Origin of the sequence: Bacillus sp. FJAT-22090 (assembly GCF_007676755.1) — a bacterium.
Classification (GTDB): domain Bacteria; phylum Bacillota; class Bacilli; order Bacillales_A; family Planococcaceae; genus Psychrobacillus.
The window spans coordinates 101395-118057 of record NZ_VEBK01000001.1 but is presented as its reverse complement, the minus strand read 5'-3'; the positions used below and the strand labels follow the sequence as shown (position 1 = coordinate 118057).

Here is a 16663-nt window from a genome sequence, read left to right as displayed (position 1 = left end):
TTGATAGCTAACATGTGGATAAATAAAAAGATAATATTGATTTTCAGTTTGATAGTGGTTTGCTTTTTATCCGCTTGTGCCGAGAAGGAGAAGCTTGCCGATGGATCTAAACTAATACATAAAGATCAATTTGTTTTTGCTGCTTCTGGTGAGTTTAAACCATTTAGTTATATGAATGATGATTTAACCATGTCAGGCTTTGATATTGAGGTTGGCGAAGCTATTGCAAAAGAAATGGGTCTTAAGCCAGTTCAGAAGCGAATTAAATTTAAAGGAATTGTAGAAGGCGTAAAGACAGGTCGTGCCGATGCAGCTGTTGCTAGCCACACGATTAATCCAGAGCGGAGTGAACATGTTTCTTTCACTACCCCCTACTACTATTCTGGACCGCAAATTTTCACCAGACCGGATAGTCAAATTAAGACTGTCGACGATTTGGCAGGAAAAGAAGTAGCAGTAGCAAAAGGCTCGACTTATGCGGATACGGCCGCTGATTATACGGACAAAATAAAAACATATGACAGCGATATTACAGCTTTACAAGCGTTAAGTAGCGGACGCCATGATGCGGTAATCACAGATTTTATTACTGGGAAAAATGCTGCAAAGGAAGGGTTTAAGATTAAAGGGCAGCAGTTAATTAATCGCAGTGAACAAGCAATCGTGCTGCCCCAAGATAACCCAAAACTATTGAAGCGTGTAAACGAAGCGCTGGAAAAACTCCGTGAAGATGGGACATTAACACGGATCAGCATCAAATATTTTGATGAGGACATTACTAAAAAACCGGAATAAGCCAATAGCATGGAAAGAAAGGAAGTAGGTACATTGCCAAGTTTTTTACATTTTTTTCACACACTTATAGAAACAAAAGGTATATTCCTAAAAGCGATGGTTCTAACAATTGAGCTGACTGTTGTTTCTATCTTAATTGGAATAATTATTGGACTTTTCTTTGCCTTATTAAAAATCTCTAAAATAAAAATATTAGCATTTATTTCAGATGCATATGTCTATTTAGTCCGTGGAACACCTCTAATTGTTCAAATATTTATCCTTTACTTTGGAATTAGTGGACTTTTCCTCCTTCCTGATTTCTGGGCGGCTTCCTTGGCATTGGCGTTACATAATGGAGCATATATTTCGGAAATCCTTCGTGGAGCGATACAGGCAGTCGATAAAGGACAGAAGGAGGCGGGACGTTCTTTGGGGATGACAAACGTGCTGACATTAAGGAGGATTATTCTACCGCAGGCATTCCGTCGAGCGCTGCCACCTTTAGGAAACCAATTTATCATTGGTTTAAAAGATTCTTCGTTAGCCGCATTTATCTCCATGAATGAACTGTTTAATGTGGCCACAACACTAGGGTCCAATAATTTTGACGAAATGACCTATTTACTTATTGTAGCAGTCTACTATTTATTACTAGTGGCGCTGTTGACATTCGTAGTAAACCGATTTGAACAGAAATTAGCAGTAAGTGATAGATAGGAGATGAGGTCATTGGAGACAATGGAAATGATCAAAGTTAATCAATTGAATAAATCTTTTGGAGACTTACATGTATTAAAAAATATTGATATGACAGTTTACGAGAGCGATGTCGTTTGTTTAATAGGAGCGAGCGGCTCAGGGAAAAGTACTCTCCTTCGCTGTTTGAACTTTTTAGAAAAAAAGGATAACGGCAATATTATAATTAAAGGAAAAGAAGTCGACCCAGCTAGCGATAATCTCAATAAGATTAGGGAAAAGGTAGGAATGGTGTTTCAACATTTCAACTTATTCCCACACAAAACTGTTTTGGAGAATATTATCGAAGCACCTATCATGGTCAAGGGTGTTGACAAAGGGGAGGCTATCTCAAAAGCAAAACAATTACTGAATAAAGTAGGATTGGAAGATAAGTTAGATGTCTATCCTAGTAAACTATCAGGCGGGCAAAAGCAACGGGTAGCAATTGCTAGAGCACTTGCGATGGAACCAGAAATTATGCTTTTTGATGAGCCAACATCTGCACTTGATCCCGAGCTTGTGGGAGAGGTTTTAACAACCATGAAAGAATTGGCTGAAGAAGGAATGACAATGGTTATTGTCACCCATGAAATGGAATTTGCTAAAGAAGTTGCAGATTGGATTGTGTATATGCATGATGGGAAAATTGTAGAGCGAGGTAACCCTGAGCAATTCTTCAGCCATCCGAAAGAGGAGCGAACTCAGGAATTTTTAAAAACGACAATTCTGAAATAAATATACAAGGTCCTGTCTAGATGCTTAGGCAGGACCTTGTATTTTTGATTGCCCGGCTTCTTTCATAATTAATCTAGGATTATTTTTAAATTGTGTTAATCTATAGACAGATGAATAATCTACTAAAATAAATGTTTACTTAGAAATGGAGATTATGATAATGGTTACCACAGAGTTTCGTATAGAAAAAGATTTTTTAGGGGAAAAAGAAATTCCGAAAAATGCTTATTATGGAGTTCAAACCATAAGAGCTGTCGAAAACTTTCCGATTACGGGATATCGAATTCACCCGGAACTGATAAAATCTTTAGGAATTGTGAAAAAAGCTGCAGCATTAGCAAATATGGAAGTTGGCATGTTGGAAAAAGAAATTGGGCAATCGATTATTCAAGCATGTGATGAAGTGATTGCTGGAAAATGGAATGACCAATTTATTGTTGATCCTATTCAAGGTGGAGCAGGAACGTCAATTAATATGAATGCAAACGAAGTCATTGCAAATCGCGCGCTTGAGCTAATGGGAGAAGAAAAAGGGAATTATACATTCATTAGCCCAAATAGCCATATTAATATGTCCCAATCAACGAATGATGCATTCCCAACAGCTACACATATCGCGGTGTTGTGCTTAATGGATCAATTACTCGAAGCTACTAAAACAATGCAAAAAGCATTTGTTTCAAAAGCAAAAGAATTTGAAGGTATTATTAAAATGGGTCGTACTCATCTTCAAGATGCCGTGCCAATCTTACTAAGTCAAGAATTTGAATCATATAGTCGTGTCATTTCACGTGATATTGATCGTATTTCATTGTCTAGACAACACTTATATGATATCAATATGGGTGCAACTGCCGTTGGTACAGGATTGAATGCGGATCCTTTATATATTGAATTAGTCGTTCGAAATCTTAGTGAATTAAGTGGCTTACCATTAAAATGTGCCGATCATTTAGTGGACGCAACTCAAAATACAGATTGTTATACGGAAGTATCTGCAAATTTAAAGGTTTGTATGATTAATATGTCAAAAATCGCAAATGATTTTCGCTTAATGGCTTCTGGACCACGTGATGGTTTGTTTGAAATCAAATTACCTGCTCGTCAACCTGGATCATCGATCATGCCTGGAAAAGTAAATCCTGTAATGGCTGAAGTCGTGAACCAAGTAGCTTTCCAAGTCATGGGAAATGATTTAACCATTTCAGCAGCTTCTGAAGCTGGCCAATTTGAACTAAATGTTATGGAACCGGTTCTATTTTATAATTTAATCCAATCCATTTCGATCATGAATAATGTATTTACAGTTTTCACTGAAAATTGTTTAGTAGGCATTACAGCGAATAAAGAACGTCTAAGAGAATATGTTGAAAAAAGTGTAGGAATTATCACTGCGGTAAATCCACATATCGGATACGAACTTGCAGCTCAAATTGCAAAGGAAGCTATTGCTACCGGAGCTTCAGTACGTGAACTTTGTATACAATCTGGCGTTTTAACGGCAGAACAATTAGATATAATATTAGATCCATTTGAAATGACACATCCTGGTATTGCTGGCGGTAGAACGCTTGTAAAGAGTTAATTGTAAAGTTTGAAAAAAGAGTTATACCTAAAAAGGTTATCAAAGCAGCCTAGACAGCTACTCTGATAACCTTTTTATTAATAAATAAGTATATAATTTTTTTTCGTTTCATAAATATAGTGTTTCTGCGGTAAAAAAAAGATTCTATTATTCGATTGATTTTTGTTCCAGGCGAACGCTTTCCACGGGGTGAGCGATGAACCATCAGCTAAAAAATCTAAAATTTGATGACCTACAGAGTGTTTATTAAGGAACGAAGGCTAAGGGAGCCACCTCGTGCGGCAACACCTTCGTGACCAACATCCTGTTGGCCTCCGTAGGAGTCGTCGCCTTTCACTACAATCATTCATATATGTGTTGCCTGGTAGTACCAGTTGTATTTAATGGAATTATAGCAAAGCGATTTCTAATAGAGAATGAGAGGTGCTACCGAAATTGTATCTTCAGTCGCTTCTCTTCTTCCAAAAAGCAGAACTAAACCAGCACTTAAAGTTGTAGAAGGGTGGTGGATAGATAAATGCCATGGGATTACCGAGAAAAGAGCTGTTGACCATGACGTCAGTCATGATCAACAGCTCTAAAAAACGGTTATCATATAGCATCAGTCTTCCCAAAAGACTTCGAAAACGATAGATACAGGTTTTGATTTTAAATGGCGCTTGTATCTTTATTACTTCTTCATCTGTCTAATCTTTTCTTCATCCGGTGTGACAAATAGCGTGGTCTGCTCAAAGTAAATCACAAATCCTGGTTTCGCACCGCTCGGCTTTTTCACTTGCTTAATTACCGTATAATCTACTGGTACAGAAGCGGACTCCCTAGCTTTGCTAAAATAAGCTGCAAGATTTGCTGCTTCTAGTAAAGCGACTTTAGATGGATTGTCCGAATGTATAACAACATGGGATCCTGGGATATCCTTAGTATGAAGCCATGTGTCCGATTTCTTGGCTAACTTGAATGTCACAAAATCATTTTGCTTATTGTTTTTGCCGACGGAAATTTCCGTGCCATCGGAAGCAATGAATTTTTCAGGTGTTGGTTTTGTTGGTTTCTTCTTCTTTTTAGAAGCTTTTGCTTTTAATAATCCTTGTTCCATCAGTTCTTCTCGAATTTCTTCGATGTCGGTTGGAGAGGCTTGCATTACTTGTTGTAATAGTAATTCGAAGTATGCAATATCATCTTTTGTTATTTCAAATTGCTGTTCGATTTTTAATAATGCAGTTTTTGCTTTTGTGTAGCGATTATAATAACTTTGTGCATTTTGAGTGGCAGTTTTTCGATTATCCAAAGGGATAGTAACTGTTCTTTCTTCTTCATCATAGTAGTTGATTAGCTCTACTTCTTTTAACCCTTTTTCAATTGCATACGCATTTGCCATTAATAGCTCTCCGTACAATTGAAATGTATCTAGTTTTTCGGCTTGTTCAAAGTCTTTTTGGAGTTTTTTCATCTTCAGCTTCAATTTATTTAATTCATTTTGAAGCCATCTTTCCAAGTCACCTGCTTGTTGTTTAACCCGGTCCCGTTCAGCTTTTGCGAAATACACTCTGTCCAGTAAATTTCCTAGCGTTTTTTCACTAAATTTGTCGCCTTCTATATGAGTTAACTCATTTGGTGAATAATACGTTTTTCCACCAGATTCGACAATTTGTATGGCGACTCCACCTTGCTCGAATTCTTTCATATATTCCTTATAAATTTCGACACGATTCGTGTTATTTTGGAAGCGATGAAGTAATTCTTTTGCATGTAATGGAGAGAACCCGGAAATTTGCTCAACTATTTCCTTCGAGTCATTTACCGATTGAATCACCTGTACTAATTCCTCTGAATACTCTAAGGGGTGAAGCTTATTTTGTGCTGGAGGTGCGATATAAGGGTGGCCGGGTAAAATAGTTCGATAACTATTCAAAGAAGGCGATAAATGCTTAATGCTTTCCAGTATTAAATTTCGAGTCGGATCAACTAACAGTAAGTTACTATGGCGACCCATGACTTCTACATGAATCTCCCGTGTAATATCATCTCCAATTTCATTTTTACTTTGAATTTGGAAGATAATGATTCGATCTGTTTCATGTTGGCGAACAGATGTGATGATTCCGCCTTCTAAATGTTTACGTAAAACCATGCAAAAAAGTGGGGGAGTTGCAGGATTATCAATTGTTTCATTTGTAATTTGCACACGAGAATAAGAAGGATGCACAGAAAACAATAATTTATAGTTTGCTCCTTGTGCTCTAATTTGCATTAGTATCTCTTGTGCATTTGGTTGATGTATTTTTGAAATTCTTCCAGTTACTAATTGTTGTAATTCATTTGTCATCGATATTGTAAATAAACCATCAAAAGCCATAATATAATCCTCTTTCAAATAAATATTTTCTATCTAGATTAATCGCTGTACTTATCTTATCATTTTATACCAATGTTGTGTTATAATCAGTTAAGTATGTAATGTAACATGGAAACGGAGTATGCATATATTGAAGGAGACGTTATGCGAAGAGAAAAAGGTATATTAATCGTTTTATCAGGTCCATCTGGAGTTGGTAAAGGGACAGTGAGAAAAGAACTGTTTTCAGAACCCGGTACTAATTATGAGTATTCAATCTCTATGACTACGAGACTTCCACGAGAAGGTGAAGTAGACGGAGTGGATTACTTCTTTAAACAGAAAGAAGAATTCGAACTGTTAATCGAACAAGGGAAATTATTAGAATATGCCGCTTATGTTGGTAATTACTATGGTACTCCTATTGATTATGTAAATGAGACATTGGATTCTGGACGTGATGTGTTTTTAGAAATAGAAGTACAAGGTGCTGCACTAGTGCGTGAAAAAGCACCAGAGGCACTTTTCATATTCCTTGCACCACCTAGCCTATCCGAGTTAGAGGCAAGACTAGTAGGTAGAGGGACGGAAACGGAAGATGTCATTAATTCTAGAATTCAAGCTGCTAGGCAAGAGCTAGAAATGATGCATTTATATGATTATGTAGTGGAAAATGATGAAGTAGCAAAAGCTTGTGCTAAAATAAATGCCATCGTTGCTGCGGAGCATTGTCGACGTGAACGTGTAGAAAAAAGATATTTAGCAATGTTGGAAGGGGAATATTAAATGTTATATCCATCAGTAGATTCATTAAAAAATAAAATCGATTCCAAATACTCATTAGTAAGCGTAGCTTCTAAAAGAGCTCGACAGTTACAAGAAGAAGGCGGCGAACGTTTAACTGCGTATGTGTCTGCTAAACAAGTTGGGAGAGCGTTAGAAGAAGTTGCTGCCGGTGAACTGGGTATTGAATCATCTAACGAACAAGTAGTTTACGAAGACGAAGTATAATTTTTAACTTGTACGCAATTATGCGAAATGCGTCATTGATCAAGAAGCAACCTCCCAAAGAATGAATTCTTCTTTGGGAGGTTGTTATTTAGAGGGGAGAAATTCTTATGTTAACTTCTAAAAAAATTGTCGTTTGTGTAACTGGAGGGATTGCCGTTTATAAAGCCGTGGCCTTAGTGAGTAAGCTAACCCAAGCTGGTGCGGATGTTAAAGTTATTATGACGAAATCAGCGATGGAATTTGTACAACCATTAAGCTTTCAAGCGATGTCTAGAAATGATGTGTATTTTGACACATTTGATGAAAAAGATTCTAGCGTGATTGCCCATATAAATTTGGCAGACTGGGCAGATTTAGTTATCGTTGCGCCGACAACTGCCAATGTGATTGGTAAGCTTGCGAATGGAATTGCGGATGATATGGTGACGACTACTTTACTAGCAACAACTGCAGACGTTTGGATTGCACCAGCTATGAATGTACATATGTACGAAAATGCAGCAGTGATACGTAATATTGAGCAGCTTTCAAAAGACGGATATGCATTTATCGAGCCTTCTGAAGGTTTTTTAGCATGTGGTTATGTTGGAAAAGGTCGGTTAGAGGAACCTGAAAAAATTGTAAATCTAGTGGAAGAACATTTTTCACCAAAGGATTTACCTTTAAAAGGTAAAAAAGTCGTTGTAACTGCTGGTCCTACAAGAGAAAGAATTGATCCCGTACGTTTTTTGACGAACTTTTCTAGCGGTAAAATGGGTTATGCGATGGCAGCAGCTGCTGCAGATTTAGGTGCTGAAACGATTTTAATCTCTGGTCCAGTATGCATAGATGCTCCTGCAAATGTAGCGCTCATTCAAGTAGAAAGTGCCCAAGAAATGTACGAGGCAGTTTTAGATCAGTTTGACACGGCTTCTATTGTTGTTAAAACGGCTGCTGTAGCGGATTATAAGCCAAAAGAAGTGCATGGTCAAAAGATGAAAAAGCAACCTGGAGAAGCTACGATCGTTTTGGAACGTACAACCGATATTCTTGCATCACTTGGCGAACGAAAAGTGAACCAACTTTTAATAGGGTTCGCTGCTGAAACAAACGATGTCGTTCATTATGCTAAAGGGAAATTGGAAAAGAAAAACGCAGATTATATTGTTGCAAATGATGTGACAGAAACAGGCTCAGGTTTTGGTACAGAAACAAATTCTGTAACATTGGTTGGTAGAAATAATGTTGAAATGCATTTTCCCCATTTACCTAAAAAGGAGCTTGCACTTCAGTTATTTGAGACAATTATGAGATTAGAAACAGCTGAGTCGAAATGATAGTAGAAGTAATCGTTGATGTTTCAGCTTATCCAATTGATCGACCATTTGACTATATTGTACCCGAAGAACTAGAGTCTCTTGTTGAACGTGGAAGCCGAGTGCATGTTCCTTTTGGTAATCGAAAGGTGCAAGGCTTTATAACGGATATAAAGGAACAAACAGATCTTGATATATCCAAATTAAAAGAAGTTCACTCAATTATTGATCTCGAACCTGTCGTTACAGAAGAGCTTTTGCAATTATCGAAGTGGCTTACTAAAAAAACGTTATGTTATGAAATTGATGCCCTACAAGTAATGCTTCCAGCAGCTTTGCGTGCTTCTTATAAAAAAAACATTAAGCTAATCAATCCCTCCTTACTAGATGAAGCTTTTCTAGCTTTGTTCGGTAAAAAAGAGGTAATTTCTTATGAAGTAATAGAAAAGGCTGGCTACTTGCGACAAATGAAAAAGTATTTAACGCAAGGTAGTTTAGAACTTGAAACGGTTATTAAACAGCATGCAAAGGCAAAAGTGATTGTGAAATACAAAGTGACAGACGATAAAGTATTTATCGTTGATCAGTTAAAAAATCTAACAAAGCAAGCAGTGAAGCAAAAAGAATTGATCGAATGGCTATTACAGCAAGAACCAACCTCTTTCACGATGCAACAATTGATGGAGAGGGCAAATGCAACAAATAGTACAGTAAAAGCTTTAGTTGAAAAAAGTATTTTAGTAAAAGAACAAGAAGAAGTGTACCGAGAAATTACTTCATTAGACTATCAGGATACGGATAATCGATTTGAACTTACGCAAGAACAAACGAGTGCATTAACAAACGTAAATCATGCTCAAGACTATACAGAAAATACAACATTCTTACTACATGGTATTACTGGTAGCGGAAAAACAGAAATTTATTTGAACGCTATTGAAAAATCTATTTTAAAAGGAAAACAAGCAATTATGCTCGTTCCTGAAATTTCATTGACACCTCAAATGACACGCCGCTTTAAACTGCGTTTTGGTGATGAAGTAGCTGTCATGCATAGTGGACTGTCTGTCGGTGAAAAATACGATGAATGGCGTAAAATATGGCGTGGAGAAGTGAAGGTTGTCGTCGGTGCGAGATCGGCAATATTTGCTCCGTTTAAAGATTTAGGGGTTATCATTTTAGATGAAGAACATGAGTCTACTTATAAACAAGAGGACAACCCTCGATACCACGCAAGGGATGTAGCGATTTGGCGTAGTGATTTTCATCAATGTCCTGTCATATTAGGCAGTGCTACCCCTTCGCTAGAATCATATGCACGAGCATCCAAAGGAGTTTATTCTTTATTGACTTTGAAAATGCGTGCAAAAGAGCAAGCACTTCCAGAGGTAAATATTGTAGATATGAGAGCAGAGTTGAAAAATGGCAACCGATCGATGTTCAGTGTAGAGTTAGCTGATGCTGTAAGTGAAAAATTAGATAAAAAAGAACAAATAGTATTATTTTTAAATAAACGAGGGTTTTCTTCTTTTGTCTTATGTCGTGACTGTGGAACAGTTGTAGAGTGTGATCAATGTGATATTTCGCTTACATATCATCGCGCTGGTGAACAATTAAAATGTCATTATTGTGGACATGAGGAACCAGTTCCAAGAGAATGTCCCGAATGTTCGAGTGAGCATATACGCTTTTTTGGAACAGGTACTCAAAAAGTGGAAGAAGAAATCGCCAAGCTATTTCCTTACGCAAGAGTACTGCGAATGGATGTGGATACAACAAGAACGAAGGGTTCTCATGAGCGTATTTTGAAACAATTTGGTGACGGAGAGGCAGATATTCTTCTAGGAACGCAAATGATCGCGAAAGGATTAGATTTTCCGAATATTACACTAGTCGGCGTGTTAAATGCTGATACGACATTGCATCTCGCTGATTTTAGGGCTTCTGAAAAAACGTTTCAATTGATGACCCAAGTGAGCGGGAGAGCAGGTAGACATGATAAAAAAGGAAAGGTATTTATCCAGACATATACTCCAGAGCATTACGCGATAGAGCTATCTAAAGCACAATTGTATGAGCCTTTTTATCAAACAGAAATGCTCGTTCGGAAACAGTATGGATATCCTCCTTTTTATTATCTAACCTTAGTTCAAGTAACGCATGAAAATGTAATGCTTGCATCAGAGTACGCAAAACTGGCAACAGATTGGTTACGGGCGAATTTATCCGATCAAACGATGGTTGTTGGTCCTTCTGCGAGTGCTATCAGCAAAATACAAAATAGATATCGTTACCAATGTTTGATAAAATACAAAAAAGAACCATTATTAATTGAAAAGTTACAGCAATTGATAAAAATATACCGTACAGAGTGGATGAAAAAGGGCATCATTCTTACAATTGATTTAGATCCATCCACGATTATTTAGTTTTATTACAGTCAAAAAAGCTGTCCTAGTACAATGCTAGTTGCAGAAATATATTTGCTGAACAAAGTTAAATCTCCCCTGACGGATGTTACAAAGTTTGAAATGAGGAAATGACATGGCAATTAGACCGATTATTAAACACCCGAATGAAATATTAACGACAAAATGTAGAGAAGTAGAAACTTTTGATGCAAAATTAGCGACACTTCTTGATGATATGTACGATACGATGATTGCTTCTGATGGCATTGGTATTGCAGCCCCACAAGTGGGAGAGACGATTCAAGTAGCAATCGTGGACCTCGGAGAAGGACAAGAAGTAATCGAAATGATCAACCCAGAGGTTGTAGAAATAGGCGGAGCTGAAATAGAAGTAGAAGGCTGTTTAAGCTTTCCGGATCTTTATGGTGAAGTGGAACGACCATTTTATGTCAAAGTAGAAGCGCAAGATAGAGACGGTGCATTATATGAACTGGAAGCTGAAGACTATGAAGCAAGAGCTATTTTGCACGAAATCGATCACTTACATGGAGTTTTATTTACCTCTAAAATTGTTCGTTACGTAGAATTGGAAGAGTTAGAGAGTGAAGAGGAGGAAGAAGCATGACAAATATTGTTTTCATGGGTACACCTGCATTCTCCGCTCCCATATTACGAATGCTTGTTGAAGAAGGCTATCATGTATCTGCTGTAGTAACACAACCAGATCGACCAGTAGGAAGAAAAAAAGTATTAACTGCTCCACCTGTAAAAGAAGAAGCGGTAAAATTAGGCCTTACGGTTATACAGCCAACAAAACTAAAAGGCTCAGAGGAATTGCAACAAATTATTTCATTGAAACCAGATCTCATCGTGACAGCTGCATTTGGACAGCTTTTACCAAAAGAATTATTAGAAATACCGGAATTAGGTTGTATTAATGTTCACGCATCGCTGCTACCTGCTTATCGCGGAGGAGCACCGATTCATCAAGCAATTATCGATGGGCAAGAAAAAACGGGTGTAACGATAATGTATATGGAAGAAAAGCTGGATGCAGGGGATATAATTGCACAAAGCGAAACTTCCATCGATCATACGGATGATACAGGATTGCTGTTTGATAAATTAAGTAAAGTGGGTACTATATTGCTGAAAGAAACATTGCCATCCATTGTTTCAAAGACGAATAATCGTATAAAACAAGATGATACACTTGTGACATATGCAAAAAATATTTCGCGAGAGCAAGAAAGAATAAATTGGGATAAGCCAGCTTTAGCAATACACAATCAAATTCGCGGGTTACATCCATGGCCAGTTTCATATACGATGCTAGAAGATCAACCAGTGAAAATTTGGAAAGCAGATACAATCCAAATTAATACAAAAGAACGACCGGGAACAGTTGTGAAAATCGAATCAGATTATTTTGTAGTCCAAACAGGCATGGAAGAAGCAATTCGAATTAATGAATTACAGCCAGCTGGAAAAAAGAAAATGTCCGCAGAAGATTATTTGCGAGGCGTTGGTTCGAAATTGCGAATAGGAGATACATTTGAATGACAAAAAAACCAGAGAAGATTTGGACAGGTAATGTTCGAGATGCGGCACTGACAATATTAATGGCCGTCGAAAAGCACCAAGCTTATAGCAACTTATTATTACATCAAACGATTGAGAAATATAAAATTGATGATAAGGATCGTGCACTTTTAACAGAGTTAACGTATGGAACATTGCAATATAAAATGACCTTGGACTATTATTTACAACCTTTCATCAAAGGGAAGTTGGATGATTGGGTAAAGCAATTGTTGCGCCTTTCTTTATATCAGATACATTACTTATCTCGTATCCCAGATCATGCAGCGGTAAATGAGGCAGTGAATATCGCTAAAAGAAGAGGACATAAAGGGATAGCTGGCACAGTCAATGGTATTCTCCGTTCTATATTAAGAGAAGGAGTTCGCTCAACGGATGAAATAAAAGATGATCTTGAGCGACTTTCTATCGAAACAAGTCATCCACTTTGGATGGTGAAACGATTTGTAAATGAATATGGTTATGAAACAACAGCGAAAATGCTTAAAGAGAATAATGAACAACCAGTTACGACGCTTCGTGTGAATTTATTTAAACGTACAGTGGAACAAGTGCTACACTTGTTGACACAAGAAGGATATGTCGTTGCGCAAAGCGAAGTTATACCAGAATGTATTTATTTGTTTAATGGACAAGCTGCTAAAACGACCGCTTTTCAGAAGGGCTTTATCACGATTCAAGACGAAAGCTCGATGATACCTGCATATGCGCTTCAAGTGGAACCTGGTATGACTGTATTAGATATGTGTTCAGCCCCTGGAGGAAAAACCACCCATATCGCGGAGAAAATGCGGAACACGGGCAAATTAGTTGCAATGGATATTCATCAGCATAAATTAAAATTAGTACAAGAAAATGCGGAAAGACTCGGCTTTGGTTTTATCGAAACAGTTCAGATGGATGGTCGTAAATCTTCTGAGGCATACCCTGCAGCGTCATTTGACCGTATTTTAGTAGATGCTCCATGCAGCGGTCTTGGTGTGATGAAACGTAAGCCAGACATTAAATACACCAAAAACGAAAAAGATTTCGCATCACTCAAGCCAATCCAACTGAATTTACTGGATGAGGCTTATAAGCTTTTAAAGAGAGACGGAATTTTAGTGTATAGTACTTGTACCGTAGACCGTGATGAAAACGAAGGTACGGCCAAGTTGTTTTTAGAGGCACATCCGGATATGGAACTTCAACAGTTCCCGGACGTTATTACAAATATAAAAGAACAGGAAGAGGAAGGAATGCTCCAACTTTTCCCACAAGATTTAAGAAGTGATGGATTCTTTGTTGCAGTTTTCAAGAAGAAGTAAGATTCTGTTATGGGAAAATTGTGTTTTCTTTTCATTCTAAAAGAGGTGAAAGAATAAATGAAGTTCGTTGTTGAAACTGATGTAGGCTTAAGAAGGACAGTAAATGAGGATCGGGTAGATGTTTTCGAACGAGATGATAATCGAATACTGGCTGTTGTTGCAGATGGCATGGGTGGACACAATGCTGGTGACGTTGCAAGTGAACTCGCAATCACTGAGTTAAAAAAATATTTTACAACGTATAATCCCACTGTTATTAAAGCAAAGGACTGGTTGACGTACACATTTCAATCCATTAATCAGTCGATTGCTAGACATTCAGCCGTCAATACTGGATGTGAAGGAATGGGAACGACATTAATCGCCGGTTTATTTCACAAAAACAAGTGCATCATTGCACATGTAGGAGACAGTCGAGTATATCAAATTACAAAAGAAAATGTGAAACAAATAACACGAGATCATTCCTATGTAAATATTTTAATTGATTCTGGCGAGATTAGTGAAGAACAGGCTAAAACTCATCCCAATAAAAACTTACTGATGAAAGCAATTGGTACAGAACAAACGATACAGCCTGATTTTTATGATGTAGAATTTGTCCCGAACTCTTATTTTCTTTTTTGTACAGATGGTTTAAGCAATAAATTAAGCAAATCATTTATACAAGCTCTTCTATATTCGGACAAGACGTTACAAGAAAAAGGAAAGGAATTAGTGGAGGAAGCAATCCAATCGGGTGGAGAAGATAATATCTCATTGATCTTGCTATCAAACCATGAAGAGGAGGTGTAAGAATGTTAATAGGCAAACGAATTAGCGGCAGATACAAGTTGCTTGAAATGATTGGCGGAGGCGGTATGTCCAATGTGTATTTGGCACATGACATGATTTTAGACCGTGATGTAGCGATTAAAATTTTACGCTATGATTTTTCTAACGAAGAAGAATTACATCGTCGTTTTCAACGGGAAGCACTTTCTGCAACTAGCCTTACACACCCAAATATAGTGAATATATATGATGTCGGAGAAGATGGGGATATTCACTATATTGTCATGGAGTATGTTAAAGGAGAGACATTAAAACAATACATACAACGAAATGCTCCGGTTTCACCAAATAAATCAGTAACTATTATGAAGCAACTTACGTCTGCTATTGCAAATGCACATAATAACCATATTATTCATCGGGATGTCAAACCTCAAAATATATTGTTGGACGAAGAGGAAAATATCAAAATTACAGACTTTGGGATAGCGATGGCGCTCAGTGCAACTTCCTATACACAAACAAACTCTGTTTTAGGGACAGTTCATTATTTATCTCCTGAACAAGCTCGGGGAGGAACGGCTACTAAGCAATCTGATATATATGCTTTAGGTATTGTTTTATTCGAGTTATTAACTGGTCAACTTCCTTTTTCTGGAGAATCTGCCGTATCTATTGCATTAAAGCATTTACAATCAGAAACTCCTTCCATTCGGGCTATTAATCCCGCTATTCCACAGAGTTTGGAAAATGTTGTGCTTAAAGCTACAGCAAAAGATCAGAAGAATAGATATCGTTCTGCTGAGGAAATGGAAGCAGATTTAGCAACTGCCCTATCTCCAGAAAGAACAGGGGAAGCGAAGTTTACAGTTGCTGTGGACGAAGATGCAACAAAAATTTTACCGGTTATTAAAGAACCTGTTTCCTTTGAAGAAGTTTCCGACACGAAAAAGATTCCTGTTGAATCTGGAACGGTTGAAGTAGAAAAACCGAAAAATAAACGAAAAAAAAGAAAGATCATAGGTGCCATAATAGCTGCTATCGTTCTGCTCGCTCTTCTGTTTATCATCGTATTCCCGGGATTATTTAAACCGGAAAAAATTGAAGTACCGGATGTGTCTAACCTAGAACTCCAGGAAGCCATTGAACAACTCGAAGCGGAAGGATTTACAATTGGTGATCAAACACCCGAGTTTTCGGAAGAAGTCGAAGAAGATCATGTTATTCGGACAACACCTGAGGCAGGAAAAATGCGGGATAAAGAAACCGAAATACATCTATTTGTCTCATCAGGCAGAGAAACTTCCGCAATAGGTGATTATACTGGTCAAGATATTGATCAAGTGCGAACATTACTGCAAAATCAAGGATTACGTGACGTTGAAGTAATAGAAGAAAGATTTGACTCTAAACCAGCAGGAACTATATTAGAGCAAACGCCAATTGGTGGTACGGAAATTATTCCAGGAGAAACGGATCTAGAATTTGTAGTAAGCAAAGGCCTCGATCTGCGAACGGTGAATGATTTAACTAACTTTAACGAAAAAGCATTGAAGGATACAGAGAAGTCTTCTGGCTTCAAGATTAAAGTTATTGGAAAAGAAAACTCTGATAAAGTACAAAAAGGAAATGTTATTAGACAAGATCCAAAACCAAATGCAAAAGTAGCACCTGGAAGTACAATTGAAGTTGTAGTATCAGATGGACCAAAAGAAAAACCTTCCAAATTTTTTGTGAAGACGGTTACGATTCCATATGAGCAACCAACTACTAATGGTGAGGGCTCAGAGGATGACGAAAATGATGATATAGTAGTTCAAGAACAAATTGTTCGTATTTATATTCAAGATAAGACACGAAGTCTTGCGGAGCCGGCTGAAGAGTTTGTTTTAACTGAAGCAACCTCTAGACAACTAAAGCTAGAGATCAGTGAAGGCGAAAAAGCAGTATATCGGATTATGGTCAATTCAACTGTTATTGCAGATGAAACGATTGCGTACGACGATATTTAAGTTCATTTAGCAGGGATGAAAGCCTCTGCTAAATATCGAGAAATGACTAACATACGTAGTACAATTAAGTTTGTTAGTATG

General features: G+C 37.5%; 14 protein-coding genes. 13 read left to right on the top strand and 1 reads right to left on the bottom strand.

The window, feature by feature from the left end:
* Positions 1-12 precede the first annotated feature (12 nt).
* The 4 genes from FS486_RS00580 to aspA all read left to right on the top strand — a co-directional run bounded on the left by FS486_RS00580 (position 13) and on the right by aspA (position 3835).
* Positions 13-795: a transporter substrate-binding domain-containing protein gene (locus FS486_RS00580; protein WP_144509309.1), complete on the top strand. Its 783-nt coding sequence runs from the start codon at positions 13-15 to the stop codon at positions 793-795.
* A gap of 33 nt (positions 796-828) precedes the next feature.
* Positions 829-1494, top strand: coding sequence for an amino acid ABC transporter permease (locus tag FS486_RS00575; RefSeq protein WP_144509308.1), 666 nt, complete (start codon positions 829-831; stop codon positions 1492-1494).
* Positions 1495-1521: 27 nt separating this feature from the next.
* On the top strand, positions 1522-2250 hold the full coding sequence (locus FS486_RS00570; protein WP_186321303.1) for an amino acid ABC transporter ATP-binding protein: 729 nt from the start codon (positions 1522-1524) through the stop codon (positions 2248-2250).
* Between the two features lie 160 nt (positions 2251-2410).
* Complete coding sequence (gene aspA / locus FS486_RS00565) at positions 2411-3835, top strand: aspartate ammonia-lyase (RefSeq protein ID WP_144509306.1); 1425 nt, start codon at positions 2411-2413, stop codon at positions 3833-3835.
* Positions 3836-4505: 670 nt separating this feature from the next.
* Here aspA and FS486_RS00560 read toward each other — a convergent pair.
* The gene (locus FS486_RS00560) at positions 4506-6191 is read right to left on the bottom strand and encodes an Rqc2 family fibronectin-binding protein (protein WP_144509305.1); all 1686 of its coding nucleotides are present in this window, start codon (positions 6189-6191) and stop codon (positions 4506-4508) included.
* A 144-nt stretch (positions 6192-6335) separates the two neighbouring features.
* Between FS486_RS00560 and gmk the strand changes: the two genes are divergently transcribed.
* The 9 genes from gmk to pknB all read left to right on the top strand — a co-directional run bounded on the left by gmk (position 6336) and on the right by pknB (position 16582).
* Positions 6336-6956, top strand: coding sequence for a guanylate kinase (gene gmk, locus FS486_RS00555; RefSeq protein ID WP_144509304.1), 621 nt, complete (start codon positions 6336-6338; stop codon positions 6954-6956).
* Positions 6957-7181 (top strand): DNA-directed RNA polymerase subunit omega, encoded by a 225-nt coding sequence (gene rpoZ, locus FS486_RS00550; RefSeq protein ID WP_144509303.1) that lies wholly within the window; start codon positions 6957-6959, stop codon positions 7179-7181.
* 107 nt (positions 7182-7288) lie between these two features.
* Entirely contained in the window at positions 7289-8497 is a 1209-nt protein-coding gene (gene coaBC / locus FS486_RS00545; protein ID WP_144509302.1) for a bifunctional phosphopantothenoylcysteine decarboxylase/phosphopantothenate--cysteine ligase CoaBC, read from the top strand.
* A complete protein-coding gene (gene priA / locus FS486_RS00540) occupies positions 8494-10905 on the top strand; it encodes a primosomal protein N' (protein ID WP_144509301.1) in 2412 nt (803 codons plus the stop codon). Before coaBC ends, priA begins: the two co-directional genes overlap by 4 nt.
* 115 nt (positions 10906-11020) lie before the next feature.
* Positions 11021-11512, top strand: a complete 492-nt coding sequence (gene def / locus FS486_RS00535) for a peptide deformylase (protein WP_144509300.1) — start codon at positions 11021-11023, stop codon at positions 11510-11512.
* Entirely contained in the window at positions 11509-12450 is a 942-nt protein-coding gene (fmt, locus tag FS486_RS00530) for a methionyl-tRNA formyltransferase (RefSeq protein WP_144509299.1), read from the top strand. Before def ends, fmt begins: the two co-directional genes overlap by 4 nt.
* Positions 12447-13796: a 16S rRNA (cytosine(967)-C(5))-methyltransferase RsmB gene (gene rsmB / locus FS486_RS00525; protein WP_144509298.1), complete on the top strand. Its 1350-nt coding sequence runs from the start codon at positions 12447-12449 to the stop codon at positions 13794-13796. Before fmt ends, rsmB begins: the two co-directional genes overlap by 4 nt.
* 57 nt (positions 13797-13853) lie before the next feature.
* The gene (locus tag FS486_RS00520; protein ID WP_144509297.1) at positions 13854-14591 is read left to right on the top strand and encodes a Stp1/IreP family PP2C-type Ser/Thr phosphatase; all 738 of its coding nucleotides are present in this window, start codon (positions 13854-13856) and stop codon (positions 14589-14591) included.
* A 2-nt stretch (positions 14592-14593) separates the two neighbouring features.
* Positions 14594-16582 carry a Stk1 family PASTA domain-containing Ser/Thr kinase gene (pknB, locus tag FS486_RS00515; RefSeq protein WP_144509296.1) on the top strand — a complete coding sequence of 663 codons (1989 nt, stop codon included), beginning with the start codon at positions 14594-14596 and terminating at the stop codon, positions 16580-16582.
* Positions 16583-16663 lie beyond the last annotated feature (81 nt).

Excerpts from the sequence above, each read along its gene's own strand:
- FS486_RS00580 (WP_144509309.1), top strand. The coding sequence starts at position 13 with ATGTGGATAAATAAAAAGATAATATTGATTTTCAGTTTGATAGTGGTT.
- FS486_RS00570 (WP_186321303.1), top strand. The coding sequence starts at position 1,522 with ATGATCAAAGTTAATCAATTGAATAAATCTTTTGGAGACTTACATGTA.
- aspA (WP_144509306.1), top strand. The coding sequence starts at position 2,411 with ATGGTTACCACAGAGTTTCGTATAGAAAAAGATTTTTTAGGGGAAAAA.
- FS486_RS00560 (WP_144509305.1), bottom strand. The coding sequence starts at position 6,191 with ATGGCTTTTGATGGTTTATTTACAATATCGATGACAAATGAATTACAA.
- gmk (WP_144509304.1), top strand. The coding sequence starts at position 6,336 with ATGCGAAGAGAAAAAGGTATATTAATCGTTTTATCAGGTCCATCTGGA.
- rpoZ (WP_144509303.1), top strand. The coding sequence starts at position 6,957 with ATGTTATATCCATCAGTAGATTCATTAAAAAATAAAATCGATTCCAAA.
- coaBC (WP_144509302.1), top strand. The coding sequence starts at position 7,289 with ATGTTAACTTCTAAAAAAATTGTCGTTTGTGTAACTGGAGGGATTGCC.
- priA (WP_144509301.1), top strand. The coding sequence starts at position 8,494 with ATGATAGTAGAAGTAATCGTTGATGTTTCAGCTTATCCAATTGATCGA.
- def (WP_144509300.1), top strand. The coding sequence starts at position 11,021 with ATGGCAATTAGACCGATTATTAAACACCCGAATGAAATATTAACGACA.
- fmt (WP_144509299.1), top strand. The coding sequence starts at position 11,509 with ATGACAAATATTGTTTTCATGGGTACACCTGCATTCTCCGCTCCCATA.
- rsmB (WP_144509298.1), top strand. The coding sequence starts at position 12,447 with ATGACAAAAAAACCAGAGAAGATTTGGACAGGTAATGTTCGAGATGCG.
- FS486_RS00520 (WP_144509297.1), top strand. The coding sequence starts at position 13,854 with ATGAAGTTCGTTGTTGAAACTGATGTAGGCTTAAGAAGGACAGTAAAT.
- pknB (WP_144509296.1), top strand. The coding sequence starts at position 14,594 with ATGTTAATAGGCAAACGAATTAGCGGCAGATACAAGTTGCTTGAAATG.